Source organism: Pseudoalteromonas sp. A22, from assembly GCF_018141345.1.
GTDB lineage: Bacteria > Pseudomonadota > Gammaproteobacteria > Enterobacterales > Alteromonadaceae > Pseudoalteromonas > Pseudoalteromonas maricaloris.
Genome location: NZ_CP047238.1, coordinates 2,500,639 through 2,523,948 on the forward strand (window position 1 = coordinate 2,500,639; position 23,310 = coordinate 2,523,948).

The window sequence follows — 23,310 nt, forward strand, 5'->3', positions numbered from 1 at the left end:
CACAAAATAAAACAAGTTTTTAACAAAAAATTCATCAATTTGATAACCGACTTCGCAAACCACTACTGCGACTGACACTTCGATTCATACCCTGCACTAATACTTTATATTGTGCCACCAATTCAAACTGCTGTTTAGCTCGGGTGATCCCAGTATAAATAAGCTGGCGATTTATCCCCTGCTGCGCACGTTGAATTGGTGGTAGTATCATTGCCGTGTAAGCAAACTCAGAGCCTTGCGATTTGTGGATAGTCATCACGTACACTCTATCAAAGCTCGGCAATCTGGCAGGATAAAAGCGCCTAACGCTTCCCTGTTCATCGATAAATGATGCCTGTAGTTCACCCTGTTCATCGCGTAAAATGATCCCGATATCACCGTTAAACAGTTTCAACTGATAATCGTTTTGGGTGATCATAATGGGCATACCAACGTAAAAGCGCCCTGTCGGTTGCACTAATCCCATTTGACTAAGCTTAAGCTCTATTCTGCGATTTAACTCGTTCACACCGTAAGGGCCTTCTCTCACGGCCGCAAGCAATTGATAACTGGCAAACTCGCTATGAATTATGGCCTCACTCTCACCATGATGAATGGCAAGCAGGTATCGTTGGTATTGCTCCGCCGCTCTAGCAATTAGGGCATTGTAGGTTTCACTATTTAATTCATGATGCTGTATATCGCTATAACCTTGCCCCAGCACGCTGTCTAATTGCCGCTTATTGTTACTATTTACGGCAAATGCTAACTGACCAATCCCACTTCGACTGTCAAAACGGTGACTTTTTTGTAAAAACGCCAGATTATCTTCCAACATAAACTCAGCGCTGGTATCACCCGACTCAGGCAGGTTTTGTTTACTCAACTCCGCTAACTTTGCTTTTAGTGCCTGACTGTAATGTGGTGCTTGCCCAAGCGTTAAGTTTTCACATAAGTCGCTGAGTACGTTACCGGTATCTACCGATGCGAGCTGATCTTTATCGCCGAGCAAAATAAGCCGTGCATGTTTTGGTAGTGCATCCACCAGCTTCGCCATAAGCGATAAGTCCACCATGGATGCTTCGTCAACGATCAGCACATCAACATGCAGCGGGTTATCTTGATTGTGACGATAGTGCACGCTATTAGGAATAACGCCTAACAAGCGATGAATAGTTTGCGCGTGCTCCGGCAGTAAATCAGCAAGCGCTGGCGGCAGGTTTAACCTCGCTTTCGCACCAATAATTGACTCACTGAGCCTAGCAGCTGCTTTGCCGGTCGGTGCTACTAGCTTGATGGTCAACGGCGCTCTGTTATACAGCGATTGTAAAATAGCAAGCAGTTTTGTGACCGTCGTGGTTTTTCCCGTACCGGGACCACCCGTGATGACACAAAATCGCTTAATAATAGCAAGCGTACAAGCCACTTTTTGCCAATCAATGTCTTCTTCACTGGCTGGAAAAAACGACGCCAACAGTGCACTCAGTTTTGCTTCGTCCAGCGTAACATCGGCTTTTGCCAACATTTCAAAGTGTCCAGCAAGCCTTGCTTCATAATTTGCTAATCTCGCCAAGTAGAGCTTATTACCGTATAGCCGAAGCGGCTTATCTTCACCGATCGCAGGATGCTGTGCAAGCGCTGCAAAGGCTATACCTGTGCTTGAAAATGGCGACAACTCTACAGATCCATCCGCAACCGCGTAGCTGAGCTCAAACGGATCCTGGTAATTAATACTGTCTAACTCTAAACAACTATGCTGACGACCATGAGCGATTAATAATAGTAAAAATACATAGAAGTGATCGTCGTAGCCTTGCTGATTCAGCAACTTGGCTAACGCGATATCGGCTTTACCAACTCGTTTATGTTCAAGCAATAACGTTATAAAGCTATGATGATCGAATGCCTCAAAGTCCATACTCAACTGGCTCATACAGACTCCTCAAATAATGCATCTAATTCTAACACCTGCTCTACGCTTAACTGATTGAAGAAAACCCCCTGATTGTCCGGTAATGCACGTAAGAACAAATAGTAGTTCCCGCCCAAATGCTGCTCAGGGTTATAGTCCACAAGGCGCTGCTTTAACAAGCGGTGAAGTGCCACGGTATAAATCATATACTGCAAATGATACTGATGAGACGACATCGCGGCATTGAGGTTATCGTAGTGATAATCTTCAGGGCTATCACCTAGGTAGTTGGACTTATAATCGAGAACAAAAAACTGTCCTTGCCACTTGAAGATTAAGTCGATAAACCCCTTCAGCATGCCTTTCACATCATCAAAGTTTAAAAACGACTTTTGTCCAGTGATATCACTGAGGATCTTGTTCAGCTTCACCGCACTGAGTGGTTTCAGTGGCAAATAAAACTCCATTTCAACAATGCAGTCGTCCGGTGGCAGCACACCAAGTTGTAAATGAGGATGTGGCGCAAGTGGTGCTGCCAAACAGCTTGTTATCCAGCGCTCAGCGGTCTCTTGCCATTCGGTCGCAATACCAAACTTATCCAAAGACTTAGTGACCGCTTCGGTCAGCGTATACTTATCTTCGTTTTTGGGGGAATGCGGTGCGGTAAAATCTATAAGCTCAAAGATTTCGTGCAAACAGCTGCCCGGCTTGGCCCCCTTAGGAAAAGTATAAGAGGTTTTTTCCCGCTCTTGACGCTGCTCAGGTAAGTCCAGTAAATGGTTTTCGTCCACGGCCCCAGCTGGTTTATCACCATGATGCGTGTGATAGCTTAGCTGGCTAAAGCTTGTAGTACGCCAGTGGCGTTCAATCTGACCGCTGAAGGTTTTCGCAGACAGAGCTAGAGGCTTGTCTTCAAGTTTAGTGTTTATCGCTTGCTGTGGCGTGGTGATTTCATCTAATCTTACATATTCCATTGCCACATGTGCTTTACACAACTGGCTTAAGGCACTTTGCCAAGCCTCGGCACTGTCGAAGATTTCCGTGCCAAACAAGGCAAATCCTAAAGCCGTTTTGTGCAGCGCAGACTTTTTACTGCGCCCTTGTTGAATGTCGTAAAGCCCAAGCTCGCAATAATGCACCGCACGCGTCAGCGCAACGTAAAGTAAGCGAATATCCTCAGCCAGTCGTTCTTGCTCTGCTTTTTCTTTGGCGTCGTCACTGGCTTCAAGATCGACAACTAGCTTATCCCCTTGGTGATAAACTAACGTATCAGGTTCACGAAACCCAAGCGCAAATGGCATAAAGACAATCGGATACTCCAAACCTTTTGATGCGTGCATGGTCACAATTTTTACCAGGTTGGCATCACTCTCTAAGCGAATTTGGCTGCTGTCACTCTGGGCGTTATTTAGCTGCGATAAAAACCAACGTAACACACGACCCGTGCCATCGAGCTCTAATTGCTTATGCTGTAAAAGCTCAGCCAAATGACGGAAGTCAGTTAGCCAACGCTCCACTTCCATTCCCTGCTGCTGCCAAATCACTGGCAGCTCACAAGTTATCAATAAGTGTTCCAGCATCGCCATTGCACCAGAGCGATACCAAAGCTGTGTTAACTCACTAAATAACTGCAAATAACCTTGCCACTGCTGCTCATTAAACTGCAAGTCGTATAGCGCTTGATTGTTTAAATAAAATAATGGTCCCGCAAGCACGCCTCTGAGCGCCGCTTCGTCGTAACTCCCGTGCAGTACATCAAGCAGTTGATACAACGCAATTGCTAACGGCTGCCTAAATACACTATCTCTGGCAAGGTACACACTGGCAATATCGAGTTGATTTAAGGCTCGTTTGATCAAGCTCGCTTCTATGCGGTCGCGAACTAAAACACAGATATCCGCTGGCACTACTGGGTTTTCGCCAATCTTCGCAATCCGCGACTGCCCTTGCTCGATAAGCTCTGCAACTCGACCTGCGAACGCCTGACTTAGCCGCGCTTGCGCGGCGCTTTTGCTAAGTGCTTCATCCTCATTTGGTAATACACTAAAGCGCAGAGCTGACGACTTTTTAGACGCAATAGTAAATTGCGCATCCTCGGCTTTACCTTGCGCGCTTACCTCAATGAAAGGGATATCTTTGTTGTAGATAAAACTATTGGGATGGCGAGTAAATATCGTATTCACTGCGGCAACCACGTCACTATCGGAGCGATAATTGGTTGCAAGCGTATACTGCCTGTCTTGCGCAACTCCTTGCTTTGCACCGATATAAGTAAAAATATCCGCTCCACGAAAGCCGTAAATGGCTTGTTTTGGGTCGCCTATCAAGGTTAATGCGGTATTTTCCTTTGCGTAAACTCGGCTGAAGATCCCATATTGAATGGGATCGGTATCCTGGAACTCATCTATCATGGCAACCGGATATTGCTGTGCAATTTTTTCGGCTAAGCGCTCACCACTATCGCCCATCAGCGCTTGATGCAGCTGCTTAAGTAAATCATCGGGAGAGATCAAGCCATATTCTTCTTTATGGGCGTGAAGCAAAGCTCTTACCTCGTTCACCGCGTGTTGTACCAGCGCGATTTTAAGCCCACTCCCAACCAATTGGTGGAGCTCTGCCAAGGTATCAAAGTGACGAATAAGCTCATGCTCCAGCGGCGTTGTATTCTTTTTATATTGAGCAACATCAGCAAGGCTTTCACTGCCCCAAAGTCCAAAGGAATGATTACTGCTACCAAACTCAAACCACCACTGCTCACTGTTGACATAATCCTCCAGCGCTTGAAGATTAGCTTTTCGCCCTGGTGCCCGATTGCCTGCCAGCCCCGCGTTTTTCAACACATTGATGTAGTCAGCTTTGACTATTTCGGCCTTTAGCCACAGTGCTAGTGTTTGGTATTTTTCGCGAGCTGCAAATACTGCATCTAAGGAAACAGAGGGTTTAATTTCGGCATTTTCTCTTGCTAATAAGGGTCTAACTTGCTTCGCCAGTGCATAAGGTGTAGCAAATTGCTCTATCACAGCCTGTGTTTTTTCTGTATCTAGCGGATAGACAAAACGTCGCCAATGATCTGCCATCGCGGCGTCAATCAACTCGCTCTCATCAAGAATAAACTCGAGGTTAAATGCCACCTTAGACTCAAAAGCGTGTTGCTTCAGCATTCTTTGACAAAAGCCGTGAATGGTGAATATCGTAGCTTCATCCATTGACTTAGCGGCAGCATCAAGGAGATCAAAGGCACGCTTTTTATCTTCAACTTGCGCCAAAATAGCACCTATCAGTTCATCTTTACAGACTTCACCTAGTAGCACGTCTCGAGCTTGAACAATGCGTTTTCTCACTCGGTCTTTGATCTCTTGCGTTGCCGCTTCTGTGAAAGTTACCACTAAGATTTGTTCAACGCTTAACGGCTCATGTTGCTTATCAGAAGTACGCAAACCAAGTAAATAACGCAGATATAAACCGGTGATGGTGTAGGTTTTCCCCGTACCTGCACTGGCTTCAATTAGGTTTTGGCCACTTAGAGGCATAGTAATGGGATTAAGCATCTCCATGGCGTACCTCCTCAGCGGCATCAAGAATAGGTGTTAACAAAGTAAGGCTAAGTGCACAAAAACACGCTTCATGAGCTGACAAATCGCTAAAGCATAGTTGAACATAGGGATCTTCCCCTTCTCCTCGACCAACATATTGCGGCTTAAATTTATTTACGGCCTTTTTAATATCCTGTGTTTTGGCGTATTCCATGCTAGAACTTGGAAAAAATGCCACAGGTTCACTCAGTGCTTGCTTATAAAAAGCCAGCCACTGCTCCAAATATTGCTGTGCTTGCGGCTGTGAAATAGCGGCAAAGTGCACGCTTTGATCTAGCCCAACAATATAAGTAGTAACTTCATGCCCCATTACACAGGCCGCGCAATGATGTAAAAACCCTTTAATCAAATCTTTGGCTTTAATGCTGGCACTACGGTAATACACTTGCCTGTTGTCATACACACAATCAAGCCAACCAACCAGTATATGCTCTGCAACACTAAGTTTTAGCTCTAGAGGCTCCTTTGGCTCATTAAGTAATGGGGCCAGTACGTTAACCATAGGTTCAACGCGGGTGAGCAGGCCCTCCAGCTGTAATTTGCCAATGTTTGCTTGAGGCAGCGAGCCTCGTTGTAATATCTGTTCAAGATTTAAGGGCTGTTGTTGTAGCTGAGCATCCAACACTTCATCTAAATATTGGTAGCGCTCCAAAGCATCTAATGCAAAAGGCTCTTCATCGAGTGTTAACGCTTCTATTGGTTTGAGTTTAATGCCCAGCGCTTGCTGATAAAATAACTTTTGCGGCTCGCAAACGCCGCGCAGCAAATCGCTAAACTCAATTTCTGCGTCTAAAACTGGTGCCAACGGTTTTATTTCATCAGCTTGCGCCGCTCTATGCTGCCAAAGCCAGGTACGATTGTAGCTCTGTAGTGAGCCTGCTTTAAAATGTTCAGGATTAAAAGGTTGTAATGGCAGTTGTGAAGTTAATCGAGTAACAAGCGACTGCTTTGGCATATCTTCAAAATAAAAGCTGCGATCTAGATATTCAGTCAATTCGCTGACTAGAACAGATGGCACTTGGGCTTCGTTGTTAAAGCAAGAGCGGCCAATATAACTGATATACAAGTTTTCTCGAGCACTGAGTAACGCTTCTAAGAACAAGTATCTGTCGTCTAGTTTTCGTGAGCGATCGCCTTTACGTCTCGTGGAGTGTGCGACTAAATCAAAACCAATAGGCTGCACAGTACGAGGATAGTCCGCGTCATTGAGACCAAGCATACACACCACTTTAAATGGAATAGCACGCATCGGCATCAGCGTACAAAAGTTTACCGCCCCGGCTAAAAAGCGCTGCCCAACCCCTTTTTCTCTGACGCCTTGCTTGACCAAATACGCTAATATTTTTGCTGAAACTGGCGCTTGAATATCGCCATTTTCATGGTGTTTTTCGATATTCTCTATAATCTGCTCAAGCTTAAGTAAATCCCAACTCTGTTCAGACTCTGACGAGTAAAATAGCGCCATGGCTTCACGTAGAATTGCTGCGAAGTTCGTTAAGGTCTTTTCGCTGTTGAGTTGTCGCTTTAACCAAATCAGCGCATCAACAAAGCCAATAAGCTTGTTAAGTACTGCCACCGACATACCTTCGACTTCATCAGCAGGATAAATAGATGCGAACGGCGTCTGTTCGTCGTTTGTTGCAACCCCTAAGAGCAAACGGTTGAGTCCATGCTGCCACGTATTTAGTGGTATTTTTGGCAAGCCATATTCGCTTTTATGGCTGTCATTTAAGCCCCATTTAACACTGACCTGATCAAGCCAATAGCGAATTAAGTCAAACTCATGGCTTTCAAGGTTAAACTGTTCGGCGATCGGCAAAACGCCCAACAAATCGAGAATATCCGACACGCAAAAACGGTTATTGGGTAAGTCTGTTAGTGTCACAAAAGACGTTAAAATAGGCCGCTCTTGCTCGATTGCAAGATCGGAAATCGCATAAGGGATCCTTAGCCTATCTTCACTGCTGTCAAACACTGCTTTAATAAATGGCGAATAGGTGCCCACATCAGGCATCATGACGATAATGTCTTTAGGCGTCAGGCTTGGATTTTGTTCAAACAGATTGAGTAAATAATCATGGAGTCGCTCGACCTCACGCAGTGGCGTGTGGCAATCCTGAAAAACGATGCTGGTATCATCCGCCATAATGGGTAACTTGCCCTGCTGCGAAACAAACCAATTTTGATCAGCGGTTAACGACTCTCCTTTAAATGCCAACTGGTAGATCTCTTGCTGTACTTGGCCAAGCAGGCTGTCATCAAACGCGTCATCAAATCCATCTATCCAACTGGCATCAAGCTGCAATAATTGCTCAAAATAGTCACGCCCGAGCTTCCCCCATGAAGAGAGGAGTGGATTGCCAATGTAGTAATACTCGCCGTCTTTCGCTTCAAGTTCTGGCATCTTGGCGTATTTTGCAGCGACTTTAGCTTGAGTCTTCTCATCGACTAAATCTCCCCAGTAGTGTTCACTGGGGTTAAAAAAGAATAAAAATACATTCGTTTTTTGGCCAAGCGCTTGAAAAATATCAAGCTGACTGGTCGATATGGCCGACAGTCCAAATATACAGATCCGCTCGGGAAGTTTGCCATCTGGTGCATTGGCCAGCCCTTGCAGTAACTGATCGTGCATGTTGGCACGGTGATACGGACTTTGTTCAAGTGCTTCAACATGGTGGACTAAACGACGCCAGAGATCAGGCTGCCAAGGGGCGATGGCTTCAACATCCACATCTATAAGCGCATCTTGGCCCTGATCCCAAAATTCAATCCACTGGGGGCGGTACATTAAATATTGGTCAAAAACGTCGGCAATTTTTTCACACAAGGCAAATAGCTTAATTCCTGACGGGTCGTCACCTAAATAGTGCTTAAGCGCAATATATTGAGGCTTATCAATGCAGTCAGGTAACAGCGTAAATAGCTTCCAAGTCATATTGCTTTTATTAAAAGCGGATTCCTTGGGAACATCATCAATGAAATTTTGGTATAGCTTCCAAATGAAGCTAGATGGTAATGGAAAGTCGACCTGTGCACTTATTCCTAAGTGCTGACTCATACCTAGTTTGAGCCATTCAGACATACCAGGAGATTGTACTAACACCACTTCTTTTGCAAAAGGGTTAGTGAGTGGTGCTGATTTTATGAGTGTGCAGAGTTGCGCCTGCAAGATTTCCATTCGATTCGATTGGATGATGTGTAACATGTTGTCTGCCATGCAGTTTAACGCTGTGTTAAGTGTATCTGAATCTTCCTATAAGCGGTAGTTATTGAGGTTAATGCGAGTGCGCTTGAGTAGAAAAGCGACAACCGTCGCTTCTCAGATTAAACTGTTAGAACAAATCTATATCAGAGCTCTCTTCCGGCGCTTCAATTTTATGCTCAGACAGCAACTCTTCGTAAAAACAAAGCATATCGCGACCGTTATCTTTTGCGTAATAAAGCGCTTTGTCGGCGTTTTCAAGCACAGTGATGGGGAAATCATATGGACTAATGCGAGACATTCCGACACTGACGGTGAGCTTTTTTACGAATGGGAAGTGGGTATTTCGTACCAGCTCCATAAACTCGTCCATCTTGGCTTTGATTGAATCGTAATCGGTTGGCTCAAAGACCAGTACAAATTCTTCACCACCGAAGCGAAACAATAAGTCTGTGGAGCGAAAAAACTGGCGCATACGCTGTGCTAATAACAGTAAAACCTCATCTCCGCATACATGTCCGTAGTTATCGTTTACTTTTTTAAAGTGATCGATATCCATGATCGCAAGCCATGAGGTTGAACCTTTATGCACCGAGCGCACATCACCATGCCATACCGTTTTATGTTGTTTGATAACTTGCTTTTCAATCAGTTGTTTTAAGCGCTTCTCAAACGTTTGACGATTCAGTAGTCCGGTGAGTTTATCGCGCTCGTTTTCGTGAAGAATAGTGAGGTAATTTTCAAAAATGCGGCAAAATGCATTAAGTAGTACTTGATCTGCACTCGACAACCCAGTGCTGATAACCGCTATCGCACCGACAGGCTTTTCCTGAAGGCTAATTGGCACCCAACGATGCTCGGTGCCATCTTTCGCTTGTACCGTAATGATACAGGCTGACTGCAAGCAAGAAATTAATTCCTTATCAGGTTCTTTAACTAAGCTTCGCTCTTCCCAATCAAATTCCTTATCGGACAGTTTTCTTAGCAACAAGCTTCTCTCTATCGCGATCTCTCCAGGAACGAGCAGATCCTTATAAACAGCGACTTCTTTACAGCCTATGAACTCTTGAATAGTAGACACTAAGCTGTACTCGAGAGAGTCAACGTCTCTCGTTTTTGTTATTTTGATAACGGAATTTAGTAAATCTTCTTGCATGTCCGACGCACTCACAACTGCATTGCTGGCATATTATTACACACTTAGCGAACAAATAAACTCCAAAGTACTCCTTTATTCCTATCAATGTTAAAAAATAAGCTACAATCCAGTTGATTATTAATTAGCAAATACTTGAGGGTTAAACACTTAACTGCTCTCAAGCTTAATTGATAAAGATGACAACTTTTGCATCAAAAGTTTTCGCTTTACCACTGACGCCTGCTTTAAGCTTATGCAATGTACAAAAAAATGCCAAACTTAAGTGTTTGGCATTTCTCTAAATTCATACTTATGGGTTGGTTTTAGTCTAATGTTGCGAGCATAGACTCATCATACTCTTTCACGGCTTGACCGGCTTTCACCTTCTCCACATAATCAGGATTGGCAATGAACGGTCTACCAATCGCCAATAAATCAAATTGTTGATTTTGAATCGCTTCTGCACCTGACGCTGCAGTGTAGCTCCCCACACCAACTAACGTTCCTTTATAGATGCTACGCAAATAAGCCGAGGCACTGCCGCCCAAATATTCAAACTCCATCGCGTCATCAAAGATACCCACGTGCAGATAGGCTAAGTTGCGACTGTTTAATGCCGAGATTAAGAAATCAAATACCGCTCTGTCTCTTTGATCACCATCCATGTTGAAGTAAGCACCGGGTGACACTCTCAAACCCACTCTGTCGGCACCAATACGATCGGCGACAGCATCGGTGACTTGCAAAGCAAATCGACTCATATTTTCTGGTGTTTGACCATACTCATCGGTACGCTGATTCGCGGCGTGATGTAAGAACTGATCAATTAAATAACCATTGGCACCGTGAATTTCCACTCCATCAAAACCAGCTTCAATCGCGTTTGCTGCCGCTTGGGCATAGTCGGCAATGAGTTTTGTAATATCTTCCTTCGTCGCCGCTTTTGGCGTTTGGTAGGTTAAATCACGCATTCTTGGAATTGAACCTTCGATACCAATAGCCGACGGTGCTAAGACCTCCCCATCAAAAAAGTACGGGTGCGCAACACGTCCAACGTGCCACAACTGCGCAAACATTTTGCCACCTTCAGCGTGTACAGCATCTGTTACTTTTTTCCACCCTGTAATTTGTGCCTGTGTAAACAAACCTGGGGTATTCGGGTAGCCTTGCCCATCAGGGCGAATAATCGTTGCTTCACTGATGATTAATCCAGCTTTGGCTCGCTTAGCGTAGTACTTCACCATGTCATCGGTAGGTACTAAATCGTCGTCTGCCATACAGCGCGTCAATGGCGCCATTAGGATGCGATTATTGAGTGATATCGTGTTATTTAGCTTAACATTTTCAAAAAGTACCTGTGGCATGCGTGTCTCTCCATATTTGAATATACATTCAAGATAGGGATTCTTGAATCATTATTCAAGTTAAACCTTTACATTTTTTTCATTGTTATCAAAAATAGGGGTGAAGTATTGGTATAATGGCGACGTTTAAACACATTTGGTGCACTTAGGAAATCGATGAGAACAGCAGAGTTTGATAGAGAAACCGTACTGAGAAATGCCATGCAAGCATTTATGACTTATGGCTACAACAAAACCAGTATGCCCAAACTGACCGAAGTAACCGGACTCCACCCGGGTTCTATCTACTGTGCGTTCAAAAATAAAAAAGGTTTGCTATTAGCCGCCATAGATCAATATCAAGCAGACCGACGAGTGCATTATCAAAAGCTGTTCGAAAACAGCACCAGCCTTCGCTGTGCACTTAAGCGATTCTTACAAGATCTTGTCGGTGAATGTTTAGGCGACGAGTCAAAGAAAGTGTGTTTGCTCACCAAAACGCTTAATGAAATTGGCGAGCAGGATGCGGAAATTCAAGCGGCACTCAGCGCTAACTTGCACCAATTTGAATCACTTATCAGGCAACAGTTTTTGATAGCTTGGCCCGATAGTGAAGCATTAAGTGAAGATGAAGCCACAAAGAGGGCCCGTTTCTTTATTATGTCTGTATATGGTATTCGAACTTATGCAGCGACGCAGTGCGATAGCTCACACCTAAATGCACTGGCAGATAGGTTATTGGAAGTCTCAGTTTAAAGCCGAGAGCTTTGCGCTTGGCTAAACTGCTGTTTAAACGTATCGTGTAAACTCTTGTCTATGTATTCTAGATGCCAATTAATAAAGCGCTCGTCCATCGTCAAGCCCGCCAATACAGAGTTAACCGCCGCTAAAAACCCGCGTGTAACGGGTGTATCCCGACAAGCGATATGCCCAGTAATAAATGGAGCAAAACCACTAACCGCAATTGGTACGGGTTTTTCTGATGCGTCTTTCGCGTGGTATGCAATAACCGAGGGATATTCAAGCAGCAACTCAAAACGCTTGCTCATCAACATAGAATACATTTGCGCTTCGTTTTCGCTGCCTTCTTTCACGTAGAGCTGATCTGCTGGCGTCTGCTGTATCATGGCATCGGCAATATCACCATATGAGCGCTCTTTTTCTACGCCCAACAACCATTTGGGATGACTCGTTAACAATGTCTCTAGGTTTTGCTCGGTTTGTGTAGACAACAATTGCACTGAGGGTGCAGCAAAAACTTGTAACCCCAAAAAGTAAGTGGTCGGCTCAGAAAATAGCAATGTTTCACTGCGCGCTTTATTCACAACTAAGTTTCTAACGCACTCCCCTTCACCCCCTGCAATATTTTTAAGCGCACGGTCAACACTGGCATCAGACTGTGTAATCTCAAACTGAGTTAATTGGCTTTGCAGATAGGAAAATACACGGCTTTCGGTTTGAACACCTTGAGAAGGGTTATTGTAAATTGTGATTGCTTGCGGCTGGGGCTGAGCGATTGAATAGCTACAACAAAATAACAAACCAATTAGTATGCCAAGTCTATTCATTGATACATCCTTTTATTTCCCGTTGAAACGTGCCACACGCCGTTTGATATATAAGGCAGAGTATACAACGAGAACAAGCCCAAGATAAATGAATCACCGGAATTGATATCTACGGATACTTTTCATACAACACTGTTACTTTCGATATTTTTCGTACAGAGAATCAATGGAGTATTCAAATAGCGCTTTTATATGATTTTTAGCCTCTGGAATTGAGACAAGCTCAAAATCGACTGAAGCAGATTTACCACCAAAGAGTCCAAAAGTAGCTGGTTTAGACACAATATCCAAAGTCAGTAATCCGCGGTTATTTTCTATTGGTGTCAATTGGTAAGACGCGCACTTACCGCCTTCATCGCCAAGTATAAAAAAGAACCCGCCACCTTCCCCAAGTGCCTCAAACAATTCCAATTCCTTGTCCCAAGGGTAATGATCAATAACATCCCAAGCCTCACGATAAGACTGTAATTCTTTTTCATAATTGATGAGCTCAGTGCCACCGTCACGATGTTGGTAATAGACTTTAACTCGCCTCATTAAACTTACCTTATCCACTAACATCACATTTTTTGAGAATTTGCTGCCGTAGAAAAGCCTTCAGCAGCTTAGTTGACATACTCTACATTTGCGCCGCAAATACGTCATGTATTTTCTCTGGCGTTAGCTGGTTGAAATCACCGTCATGATAGCTTTCGACATATTCAATAAAGGCGCTTGGAGTGGTCGTAATAGCTGACAGAAGCCAGCTCGAACCGTCATCTTCATCATTAGTAAACTCTACTGCTCCTTGAGACCAAGTTGCTTCATTATCAAGTCGCCAAATACAAAACGTGACCTCTTCTATTTCGAAAGCCTCGTCATTCAGTACTTCCAACAGCTCTGTTGCCGCTCCCTCGTACATCCCCGGCCATACACCGTACTCTTCTTGAGCATGAGGGCTAACTTCCGATCCATGATCGAATCCCTTGATAAGGAGCGACTCGCCTTTGATCACGACAACAATATTGTCGCCGCCCCCATTTTCGTAAGTCGCGATATCAATACCAGCAACCCAATTTTCGGTATAAGTAAAACAGCGCAAATACTCATCATCTGAGATTTCAATATCTAATGCCGCACTGGCCTTAAGAGCCAACTTTAATTCCTTATGTGATATTTTGTTGAGTTCCATCTTTTTTCTCTATGTTGGAGGTGAGTTATTGTGTAATTTAGCACTTTCTAAGGTCTAAATTATGATGAGTGTCGCTGCTTTTTTGACTTTCAGAGTCAACTTCCGGAGCAGCTGAATTATGCTACTATCTGGAGCCGAACAGAAAGGAAAGTGTTACTTTCCACTATTCTGCCAACTAACACTTGGTTAACCCCTTATGTAATAAGGGGTTAACTCACTACAGGGGACAGACAATATGGATATATCAGATACCCGATGGCACACTAAAACCAAAGCTTCACCTGCTACCTCATATCGTTCGAATACGGTCACCAACCAGAACAATACACGCAATACACAGGTGTCTGTTTCTTCATTGGCAGTGAAACTAAAAGAAGCACAACAGGCAATTGACGCAGCTCGTTTAAATCAGCAATCATTTCCACAGAATAACAACGTTTTAACGTGGCAAGCGCAAAGCAATCAAGAAGAGGTTAATTCGGCTAAGTGGGAGTTTGAGCAACTGTCCAAACCTCAACTGGAGACTATCGCCATGGATCCCAGTAATACCTTTTCAAAAGCAGAGAAGGCTGCTGCTTACGAAAAGTGGCATGCACTTGATCAACGAGCGTTGTCTGAGCTGAAGCGGAACGCCCTCAATGATGATAATGCAATGACATCATTTGAAGCTGCGCTATACACACATAGCCAGACATTCTCAGAACTCGGTAAAGCTATGCTCCCTGATGATTATCTTTCGCAAGCACAGTCACACTTCGAGTCAGCGCTCCAAGACATGAACTTATCAGCGCATACAATGAGCAATCAAGCTGAGCATTACTATAGCCTAATGGTTACAGATCTGTTTGCTGGCAATGAACCTAAAGTGCACAATGGCGCTGAAGGGATGTCTTCACATAACTTAGAACGCAGCAACTATGACTTCTTGACTCATAAAGACAGATTTATGCTGGCTGATATGTATGAATATGCAGAGAAAAGTGGCATAGATTTCGAGTATATTCAAAAACTTGCTAGTGACATAGGAAACTACCGACGACATGATGACGGCAAATTACTCAGTAATTTCAACGAGGGGCATTTTAATACCGAAGGCCAAAAGCTCACTGTCGGATTTACGCAAAGAGATCAAGCCTCTATAGATCGCCTGATGAATAATGGTGCACTATCTTCCAGTGCTCTGGACGCGGGCTTTGTATCTTTTATCACAGACCCTGGCCTTGGCGCACTCTCTCACCAAGGCAGCTACCAGTTTCTGGCACATATAGCAGAAGTAACAGCCGGTATTGCGACCAGTGACTCAGCAACGCAATTTAAAACGTTCACCGAGGCAAGTAGCATCAACGAGCGCTATGTCATGACCCAATCTGAAGAAAGTATTTCCCTCCCAGAACCGGATGTGACATGCAAAAACGGGGTCTGTGAGGTAACCGAAAAAGGACGGAAAAATGGCGTAACCTTAACGCAAAATACTCAAGTGCTAGCACCGCCTATTGAGTTCAAGCCTGCTCAATTTGATACCCTACTCCACCTACAAACCGACCCCGATACTCAGAAATCAGTCTGGTTCGAATGGCTTTTAGAAAAGTAATTTTTAAACTTAAAGTGGGCGTTTCGTATTTTTGTAAATAAGATAGCCAAACTCGCTCAACCTCATGTTTGTTTAGCTTTATATCGCTGAGACATTTAAGTCGAGATAAATCACGGGTACTGAACTCAAATTCGTACGACTATGCCGTTTGCGGCTCCAGCCGATAATCTAAGGCTAAACTACACAAGCAAAGGTATTTTTAAATAGAAATGACGTCAACCAGTATGGCTTTTGAAGATGCGCTGTATTTAGGAAATAAAAGCGAAGTTTAGGGTTATCATAGCCCCAAATTGTCCCCAAAAGTACAATCAGCTTTTAGTAGGTAATTGATTTGAATAAAGAAGAAATGGCGGAGAGAGAGGGAGTCGAACCCTCGATACGCTATAAACGTATACACGAGTTCCAGTCGTGCGCCTTAAGCCACTCAGCCATCTCTCCGCACTGAATTGCGGGGCTAATACTATGAAAAGCCTCGCACTTTATCAAGCAGTTTTTTGCTTTTAGGATCTATTTGTCTATTAATCCTACTATTTTTGCAAGGATGCAGAAAAATCTAGCATGCGATTGAGCGAACGTAGTGCACCTTCACGCAATTCCATATCAACGAAGACTTCTTTGCCTTGTGGGCTGATAAGCGCTTCTTCAATTGCCTGTAGGCCGTTCATTGCCATCCAAGGGCAATGGGCACAGCTACGGCATGTGGCGCCTTCACCAGCGGTTGGTGCTTCGAAGAACTCTTTCTCAGGGCAAAGTTGCTGCATTTTATAGAAGATACCGCGATCGGTGGCAACGATAAACTTCTGATTATCCATTTCTTGCGCAGCTTTAATTAACTGACTCGTTGAGCCTACTGCATCCGCTAAGTCTACGATTTCCGCAGGAGACTCAGGGTGAACCAGTACCGCAGCGTCAGGATGTAGCTGCTTCATGTCTTTAAGGGCTTTGGTTTTAAATTCATCATGAACGATACACGCACCGTTCCACATGATCATATCGGCGCCCGTTTTCTTTTGGATATAAGAGCCTAAGTGCTTATCCGGACCCCAGATGATTTTTTCGCCTTGCTCATCAAGGTGCTCAACAATCTCAAGCGCGCAAGAAGAGGTGACGATCCAATCCGCTCTGGCCTTTACCGCAGTTGAAGTATTGGCGTATACCACCACTTTTCTGTCAGGGTGTTGATCGCAAAACGCAGAAAACTCGTCGATAGGGCAGCCTACGTCCAACGAGCAAGTTGCTTCGAGTGTTGGCATCACAACGGTTTTGTGCGGTGTTAATATTTTTGCCGTTTCGCCCATAAAGCGCACGCCGGCGACGATGATCATGTCTTTGTCTTCTTGCTTAGCGCCAAATCGTGCCATTTCTAATGAATCAGCAACACAACCGCCAGTTTCTTCAGCAAGTGCTTGGATCTCAGGATCAGTATAATAATGGGCAACCAGTACCGCATTTTTTTCAACTAATAGCGCTTTGATACGCGCTTTATACTCTGCTTTTTCTTCAACGGTAAGAGGGGCAGGTTTTGGAGGGAAGATATAATCTTCCGGCATAATACGTTCAGCTAGACTCATTTCTCGACCACTAGTCCACATTGCATAATTAGGTAGAATTATACGAAAAATACAGGGGTAATCCTAGCGAATGTTTAGTTCAAAATGGCGAGTTTAAGAAAGTATTTTGAATAATATATGAAGAATAAGAGGATGGTGGGTCATGATGGACTCGAACCATCGACCAATGGATTAAAAGTCCACTGCTCTACCAACTGAGCTAATGACCCGCTCAAGAATTATAAGTGCCATTGATTCGTCCTGAAGAGGTGTTCCGCTTAGTCGTCCTGACTCGCGTTCAAAAAGCTGCGAAGCCTTGCTTCGGTCTTTTTTCACCCAACTGAGCTAATGACTTGCTCAGAATTGAATTCGTATGCTTGTAAGTGGTGGGTCATGATGGACTCGAACCATCGACCAATGGATTAAAAGTCCACTGCTCTACCAACTGAGCTAATGACCCGCTCAAAATCGAATTCATATGCTTGTAAGTGGTGGGTCATGATGGACTCGAACCATCGACCAATGGATTAAAAGTCCACTGCTCTACCAACTGAGCTAATGACCCGCTCAAGCATTAAAAGTGCCATTGATTCATCCTGAAGAGGTGTTCCGGCTCGTCGTCCTGACTCGCGTTCAAAAAGCTGCGAAGCGTTGCTTCAGTCTTTTTTCACCCAACTGAGCTAATGACCTGCTCAAAATCGAATTCGTATGCTTGTAAGTGGTGGGTCATGATGGACTCGAACCATCGACCAATGGATTAAAAGTCCACTGCTCTACCAACTGAGCTAATGACCCGCTCAAAATTGAATTCATGTGCTTGTAAGTGGTGGGTCATGATGGACTCGAACCATCGACCAATGGATTAAAAGTCCACTGCTCTACCAACTGAGCTAATGACCCGCTCAAAATTGAATTCATGTGCTTGTAAGTGGTGGGTCATGATGGACTCGAACCATCGACCAATGGATTAAAAGTCCACTGCTCTACCAACTGAGCTAATGACCCGCTCAAAATCGAATTCGTATGCTTGTAAGTGGTGGGTCATGATGGACTCGAACCATCGACCAATGGATTAAAAGTCCACTGCTCTACCAACTGAGCTAATGACCCGCTCAAAATCGAATTCGCAAGCTTATAAAGTGGTGGGTCATGATGGACTCGAACCATCGACCAATGGATTAAAAGTCCACTGCTCTACCAACTGAGCTAATGACCCGCTCAAATATGAATTCTAAAGCTTGTAAAGTGGTGGGTCATGATGGACTCGAACCATCGACCAATGGATTAAAAGTCCACTGCTCTACCAACTGAGCTAATGACCCACTTAACGCAGCAGTTTTTTGTTACCAATCGCCTGCTGCGGGCGCTTATAATACTTATTTAAATTTTGAGTGCAACTGAAATAGCTAGTTTTTTTCACTTTTTATGACTAAGCGCCTAATTTTAAGGCACTCAGCTCAAAAAGTGATAATTACATCTTCGCTAAACGCTCTGTTGCCAATTTTGCAGGAGTCGTACTTGGATACTCTTTAATCAATTTATTAAGGAGTGTCTTCGCTTCAGCGGCTTGTCCCTGTTTATGTAAAATAGTACCCAGCTTTAACATCGCTTCTGGACGTTTATTCGATTCAGGGAAATTATCAACAACGGTTGCAAAATGAGACTTAGCTTTACCATCGTCAGATTTTATTAAGAATAGCTGACCTAACCAGTAATGCGCGTTCGGCACATACACTGAATTTGGATACTGCTGTAAGAAACTTTGAAACTCAGGGATCGCCGCATCGTAGCGCTTATCCTTCATTATCATGTTTACTGTACGGTCATACGCTTCATTCTCAGACAGATTACTGCTGAATGCTTGCTCTGGCGTAACATCAGGCGTTACCGCAGCTGCAGTGGATTGTGACTGGTCATAAGCTTGACTAACGCGATTTTCAATCTCTTGATACAACTCACGTTGACGTTGTAACACTTTTTCAAGCTTATAGCTCTGCTCTTCTGTCACACCGCGCACTTGGCTTACTTCTTCTTGCAAAAGATTAAGCTGTTGCTGTAACTCAGCCTGTAGCAAATTGCGGGTTCTCATCATACTCTCAAGTTGAGAGACACGTTCTTCTAGTGTTTGATTTGAATTTGCAGCTTCTGAAACAGGAGCGGGAGCAGCCCAAACTTGGGCGCTCCCGCTCATGAGTAAGAATGCTGCCAAAATAGTATTCGGCTTCATAATAACTCTTTCTTAGTACACTAATACCGCGCGACGGTTCTTAGCGAACGCTTCTTCTGTACGTGACTTAATCATTGGTTTTTCTTCACCATAGCTCACTACAGAGATTTGGCTGTCAGAAACACCAAGGCTTTGAAGGTATTTAGCCACTGATTTACCACGGCTCTCACCTAGTGCGATGTTGTACTCTGGCGTACCACGCTCATCAGCGTGACCTTCAACAAGTACTTTCACGCTTGGGTTTTTCACTAGGAAATCAGCGTGCGCTTGAAGTAGTTCAGCATATTTGCTCTGAATAGTAGATTTATCAAAATCGAAGTAAACGATCTGTTCTTGACGTAGGGCTTCATATTTCTCACGTAGTTTTTCTTCCGCAGATTTCTCGCGAGACATAGTGTTTACATCAACAGTGTTGTCTTGTGTGGTTGCCGCTTGGTTGCTTTCGCTAGCCGCGCCCTCATCAACACTTGAAGATGAGCTACATGCTGCAAGTGTCATCACTGGCAACGCGACCATTAAGGCTTTTAGAGTTTTGTTAAGTTGCATCGAGTATATTCCTATATCTTTATAAATCTAACCAGCAAAATTACTGTAAAAACGGCGACCAGGCTGGTGCCTTAACTTGACCGTCCAAGACAGGTAACCTTGCCTTGAAACGACCATCCATAGACACCAATGCCAATACCTGCTTATTATTGTGCAAGGTGCTGTATATTATCATCGAACCATTTGGTGCAATACTCGGAGACTCATCTAGTCTCGTACGAGTTAGCACTTGAAACAGCCCGGAATCTAATTCTTTTTTCGCAATGTGGTAACGGCCCAGCGTACGGTTAACCATAATCAGACGTTTACCATCTGGCGTGATCGAACCTGCTAAGTTCATGTCGCCGTCGAACGTAACTCGCTTAGACCTACCAGTTTTTAAATTTAACTTATAAATCTGAGCATTACCACCCCTTTCAGATGTATACACAATTTCTTGACCGTTTGGATGCCAAGAAGGCTCAGTATCTATACTACGATGACGAGTTAAGCGTGTTTCTTGACGAGTTTTCAGGTCAATTAGATATACTTCTGTCGCACCACCTGAGTCCTTAGAGAGTACTGCAAGTAATTTAGTTCCATCAGGAGAAAACTGTGGTGCGCCATTAATACCAGGGTGACTTGTGACAAGTTCGCGTTTTCCAGTGTAAATATCTTGAATGTAAATTTGCGATTGGCGATTTTCAAAAGTCACGTACGCAAGTTTGTTTGCATCCGGCGACCATGCAGGAGACATTAACGGCTCTTTGGAGCGCAATAACACCTGCTCGTTGTAACCGTCATAATCGGCAACAACCAATTGGTATGGCTTATCTTGGCCATCACGTACGATGACGTAGGCAATCTTAGTTCTAAATGCGCCTCTTTCACCCGTTAAGGCTTCATATACTACATCGCTGATTTGGTGCGCATAGTTTCTAAAGCCCGTACTGCTAACAATACTTTGGCGTCCTTCAAGCACATGGTCGTCGCTTTGCATTAAGCGACCATTTGACATAATGCGAGTTTCACCACCAGTAAGCTGTGCTCTGATCACGTCAATCAGTTCATACTTTACCAAGTAGCGTCCAGCAGATTGCTGGGTCACTGTGCCTACAACTACCGCTTCAACCCCCGCATCGACCCATGCAGCGTAGTCGATTTCTGAGTCAGTTGTAGGTAATTGAGGCATGTCAGCCTCAGCAACGGGCTTAAATTTACCGCTGCGCATCAAGTCTGCAGAAATAACGTCACTTAAACTCGACGGCATTTCACCAGTGCCATTATATTTAAATGGTACAATTGCGATGGGTCTGGCACTGTCTACCCCTTCTGTTATCACAATTTCAAGTGCGGCTTGCGCAAACTGTGATACACCCAGAGTAAAAACCAGCAATAAGGTTGTGAACTTCTTTAGCATGTTCGTCCTTTAAAAATTTGGTTTAATTGTTAAATTGATATTCTTAAGCTGTTCAAACACGTCTTTATCTTTAGAAACAGGTAAAGTATCAGCCATTTTCACAGCACGGATAGCAGCTTCACAAACTAGCTTGTCGCCACCCAATGACTCTACATGCGTCACAAGGCCGTTAAAGGCGAGACGAATGTTTACTCGGCATTGTTTACCTTTCATCGTTTCATCGATAAGCAAGTTAGCTTGAATGCGTTGCATGATAAGTGCTTTAAACTTATCCACTTCACTCAATACTTGCTGTTGCCGGATCTTCGCTCTTGCTGCCTGTTCCTTAGCAAGCTGATCACGCAGCATTTGTTCTTCAAGTGCCTTTTGACGTTGACGCTCGGCTTCTTCCGCTTTTCGTTTTTCCTCAGCTTCGCGACGTTTCCTCGCCTCTTCAGCTTTTCTTAAGCGATCTTCCTCAGCTTGGCGCTGAGCTGCAGCCTTTTTAGCAGCTTCTTCCGCAGCGGCTTTTTCAGCTCTCGCTTTATCAGCCTGCTCACGTTGTTTTTTCTCAATTTCGCGAGCGCGTTTGGCTTGCGCCTCAGCTTGGCGAGTCTCTTCCAACTTAGCTTGACGCTCTTGCTCCAGCTTTTTAATGCGCCGTGCTTCGGCTTCGCGGTCTTTTCTAGCTTGCTGCGCACGTCGCTCAAGATCGCGAATACGGCGATCTTCAGCAGCTTGCTTTTCTTCTTCACGCTTTTTTAAATCCGCAATCTTTTTCTCAACCGCTTGCTGATCAACCGACACAGCAGAAACCGCCCTTTCAGGCTTTTGATCTTTTTGCTGTGGATTTAAGGTGACTTCCATCACAGTGGGTGTATCAACTTGAAAATTTGCCGTAGCAAATAGCAGGCCGCCAATTGCACCATGAAGCAATACTGACTTAACTACGCTGCTAGATAATGAACTCATTACTCATCCTCAAATGATTTAGTCATTAGGCCAACAGAAGGAACACCCGCTTTTTTCAAGAAGTCCATTAAATAAAGTACTTCTTGATACGACACTCTGCCTGAACCTTTAATCATTACAGGGGTATCTGGATTTTGTTCTAACTTAAGTTTAATCACCGCAGCTACTTCTACTGCATCCATTGGTGCTTCAGGGTCCGTACCAACAGTCACAAAATAGCGACCTTCAGCATCAATGGTGGCAATAATCGGTGGCGAGTCTTTGGTTTCAACCAATTCAGACTCTTCCATCTGGGGTAAGTCTACTTTTACGCCGTGTTGGATAAGTGGAGCCGTTGCCATAAAGATGATCAACAGCACCAACATAACATCAATATAAGGAACGACGTTGATCTCCGCGACGGGACGACGTTTCTTACGCTGATACATTTTGTTTTGCCTCTACTTGTGTTGCAGCCTGACGATAAAGGATATTAGCGAACTCTTCCATAAAGTTAATGTACTGAGTTTCTAGCTTTTCTACATTTTTAGCAAATCGGTTATACGCCATAACCGCTGGAATTGCCGCAAACAGACCCATGGCTGTTGCAATCAACGCCTCAGCAATACCTGGTGCAACCATTTGCAGTGTCGCTTGTTTCACTTCGCCAAGCGCGATGAAAGCATTCATGATCCCCCAAACGGTACCAAATAGACCGATGTAAGGACTGATAGAGCCAACTGTTGCTAAAAAAGAAAGGCTTGATTCTAACTTTTCAATTTCACGAGAAAGCGCGACACGCATTGAACGGTGAGTACCTTCAACAACAATTGAAGGAGATTGGATATTGCCTTTTTTATGCTTTGCAAACTCTTTAAAGCCGGATACAAATAGCGCTTCTAGTCCTGACGCGCTACCAGTCCTTGCAGCTATTTCATTATAGAGTTTGCTAAGATCCATACCGGACCAAAATTTTTGCTCGAAATTCTTTGATTGGCTTTGGGCTTGAGAAATGACAGTTTTACGTTGAAAAATAATTGCCCAAGAAGCAATAGACAATCCCACCAGGGTCAACATAACAAGTTGTACCAAAAAGCTGGCTTTTAAAATTAGATCGACAAAATTTAGTCCCGATTCCACGTTATTATACTCCCAAAAGTG

Annotated in this window: 17 protein-coding genes and 10 tRNA genes; 2 read left to right on the forward strand and 25 right to left on the reverse strand. The window is 44.1% G+C overall.

All coding sequences use genetic code 11. The features are described from left to right. Positions 1 to 34: 34 nt before the first annotated feature. The 5 genes from recD to GSF04_RS15980 form a co-directional block, all read right to left on the reverse strand. Entirely contained in the window at positions 35 to 1,912 is a 1,878-nt protein-coding gene (gene recD, locus GSF04_RS15960) for an exodeoxyribonuclease V subunit alpha (RefSeq protein WP_211857838.1), read from the reverse strand. Further along, entirely contained in the window at positions 1,909 to 5,445 is a 3,537-nt protein-coding gene (gene recB / locus GSF04_RS15965) for an exodeoxyribonuclease V subunit beta (RefSeq protein ID WP_211857839.1), read from the reverse strand. Before recB ends, recD begins: the two co-directional genes overlap by 4 nt. Beyond that, positions 5,432 to 8,689, reverse strand: a complete 3,258-nt coding sequence (gene recC, locus GSF04_RS15970) for an exodeoxyribonuclease V subunit gamma (RefSeq protein WP_211857841.1) — start codon at positions 8,687 to 8,689, stop codon at positions 5,432 to 5,434. The genes recB and recC overlap by 14 nt, the downstream gene beginning before the upstream one ends. A 127-nt stretch (positions 8,690 to 8,816) precedes the next feature. Further along, positions 8,817 to 9,842 (reverse strand): GGDEF domain-containing protein, encoded by a 1,026-nt coding sequence (locus GSF04_RS15975; protein WP_045990615.1) that lies wholly within the window; start codon positions 9,840 to 9,842, stop codon positions 8,817 to 8,819. Positions 9,843 to 10,147: 305 nt separating this feature from the next. Then, a complete protein-coding gene (locus GSF04_RS15980; RefSeq protein WP_039497319.1) occupies positions 10,148 to 11,188 on the reverse strand; it encodes an alkene reductase in 1,041 nt (346 codons plus the stop codon). A 156-nt stretch (positions 11,189 to 11,344) separates the two neighbouring features. Here GSF04_RS15980 and GSF04_RS15985 point away from each other — a divergent pair, with 156 nt between their 5' ends. Further along, positions 11,345 to 11,923 (forward strand): TetR/AcrR family transcriptional regulator, encoded by a 579-nt coding sequence (locus GSF04_RS15985; protein ID WP_211857843.1) that lies wholly within the window; start codon positions 11,345 to 11,347, stop codon positions 11,921 to 11,923. Here GSF04_RS15985 and GSF04_RS15990 read toward each other — a convergent pair. The 3 genes from GSF04_RS15990 to GSF04_RS16000 all read right to left on the reverse strand — a co-directional run bounded on the left by GSF04_RS15990 (position 11,920) and on the right by GSF04_RS16000 (position 13,870). After that, positions 11,920 to 12,735 (reverse strand): hypothetical protein, encoded by an 816-nt coding sequence (locus GSF04_RS15990; protein ID WP_211857845.1) that lies wholly within the window; start codon positions 12,733 to 12,735, stop codon positions 11,920 to 11,922. The genes GSF04_RS15985 and GSF04_RS15990 overlap by 4 nt on opposite strands. A gap of 135 nt (positions 12,736 to 12,870) precedes the next feature. Next, positions 12,871 to 13,272, reverse strand: a complete 402-nt coding sequence (locus tag GSF04_RS15995) for a hypothetical protein (RefSeq protein WP_130126116.1) — start codon at positions 13,270 to 13,272, stop codon at positions 12,871 to 12,873. A gap of 82 nt (positions 13,273 to 13,354) precedes the next feature. Continuing rightward, positions 13,355 to 13,870 carry a hypothetical protein gene (locus GSF04_RS16000; RefSeq protein ID WP_211857847.1) on the reverse strand — a complete coding sequence of 172 codons (516 nt, stop codon included), beginning with the start codon at positions 13,868 to 13,870 and terminating at the stop codon, positions 13,355 to 13,357. A 271-nt stretch (positions 13,871 to 14,141) separates the two neighbouring features. Here GSF04_RS16000 and GSF04_RS16005 point away from each other — a divergent pair, with 271 nt between their 5' ends. After that, on the forward strand, positions 14,142 to 15,497 hold the full coding sequence (locus GSF04_RS16005) for a hypothetical protein (RefSeq protein ID WP_211857849.1): 1,356 nt from the start codon (positions 14,142 to 14,144) through the stop codon (positions 15,495 to 15,497). 347 nt (positions 15,498 to 15,844) lie between these two features. On the opposite strand, the gene GSF04_RS16010 is transcribed toward GSF04_RS16005, so the two are convergent. The 17 genes from GSF04_RS16010 to tolQ all read right to left on the reverse strand — a co-directional run bounded on the left by GSF04_RS16010 (position 15,845) and on the right by tolQ (position 23,289). Beyond that, positions 15,845 to 15,935, reverse strand: a tRNA-Ser gene (locus tag GSF04_RS16010). An 89-nt stretch (positions 15,936 to 16,024) separates the two neighbouring features. After that, on the reverse strand, positions 16,025 to 17,068 hold the full coding sequence (gene nadA, locus GSF04_RS16015; RefSeq protein ID WP_026000839.1) for a quinolinate synthase NadA: 1,044 nt from the start codon (positions 17,066 to 17,068) through the stop codon (positions 16,025 to 16,027). A 133-nt stretch (positions 17,069 to 17,201) separates the two neighbouring features. Then, positions 17,202 to 17,277, reverse strand: a tRNA-Lys gene (locus tag GSF04_RS16020). 154 nt (positions 17,278 to 17,431) lie between these two features. Further along, positions 17,432 to 17,507: transfer RNA gene (locus tag GSF04_RS16025), tRNA-Lys, on the reverse strand. A gap of 29 nt (positions 17,508 to 17,536) precedes the next feature. Then, positions 17,537 to 17,612: transfer RNA gene (locus GSF04_RS16030), tRNA-Lys, on the reverse strand. Positions 17,613 to 17,766: 154 nt separating this feature from the next. Then, positions 17,767 to 17,842 (reverse strand) — tRNA-Lys (locus tag GSF04_RS16035). Between the two features lie 29 nt (positions 17,843 to 17,871). Then, positions 17,872 to 17,947, reverse strand: a tRNA-Lys gene (locus GSF04_RS16040). A gap of 29 nt (positions 17,948 to 17,976) precedes the next feature. Beyond that, positions 17,977 to 18,052: transfer RNA gene (locus GSF04_RS16045), tRNA-Lys, on the reverse strand. Positions 18,053 to 18,081: 29 nt separating this feature from the next. Then, positions 18,082 to 18,157: transfer RNA gene (locus GSF04_RS16050), tRNA-Lys, on the reverse strand. 30 nt (positions 18,158 to 18,187) lie between these two features. Beyond that, a tRNA-Lys gene (locus GSF04_RS16055) sits at positions 18,188 to 18,263 on the reverse strand. Positions 18,264 to 18,293: 30 nt separating this feature from the next. Continuing rightward, positions 18,294 to 18,369 (reverse strand) — tRNA-Lys (locus tag GSF04_RS16060). Between the two features lie 149 nt (positions 18,370 to 18,518). Then, complete coding sequence (gene ybgF / locus GSF04_RS16065; protein WP_010377599.1) at positions 18,519 to 19,274, reverse strand: tol-pal system protein YbgF; 756 nt, start codon at positions 19,272 to 19,274, stop codon at positions 18,519 to 18,521. Between the two features lie 12 nt (positions 19,275 to 19,286). Further along, the gene (pal, locus tag GSF04_RS16070) at positions 19,287 to 19,820 is read right to left on the reverse strand and encodes a peptidoglycan-associated lipoprotein Pal (RefSeq protein WP_017215988.1); all 534 of its coding nucleotides are present in this window, start codon (positions 19,818 to 19,820) and stop codon (positions 19,287 to 19,289) included. A 40-nt stretch (positions 19,821 to 19,860) separates the two neighbouring features. Then, complete coding sequence (gene tolB / locus GSF04_RS16075) at positions 19,861 to 21,219, reverse strand: Tol-Pal system beta propeller repeat protein TolB (protein WP_128727756.1); 1,359 nt, start codon at positions 21,217 to 21,219, stop codon at positions 19,861 to 19,863. A 9-nt stretch (positions 21,220 to 21,228) separates the two neighbouring features. Then, positions 21,229 to 22,170 (reverse strand): cell envelope integrity protein TolA, encoded by a 942-nt coding sequence (gene tolA, locus GSF04_RS16080; RefSeq protein ID WP_211857851.1) that lies wholly within the window; start codon positions 22,168 to 22,170, stop codon positions 21,229 to 21,231. Then, entirely contained in the window at positions 22,170 to 22,598 is a 429-nt protein-coding gene (gene tolR / locus GSF04_RS16085; RefSeq protein ID WP_039497303.1) for a protein TolR, read from the reverse strand. Before tolR ends, tolA begins: the two co-directional genes overlap by 1 nt. Continuing rightward, positions 22,585 to 23,289 (reverse strand): protein TolQ, encoded by a 705-nt coding sequence (tolQ, locus tag GSF04_RS16090; RefSeq protein WP_010377591.1) that lies wholly within the window; start codon positions 23,287 to 23,289, stop codon positions 22,585 to 22,587. Before tolQ ends, tolR begins: the two co-directional genes overlap by 14 nt. Positions 23,290 to 23,310 lie beyond the last annotated feature (21 nt).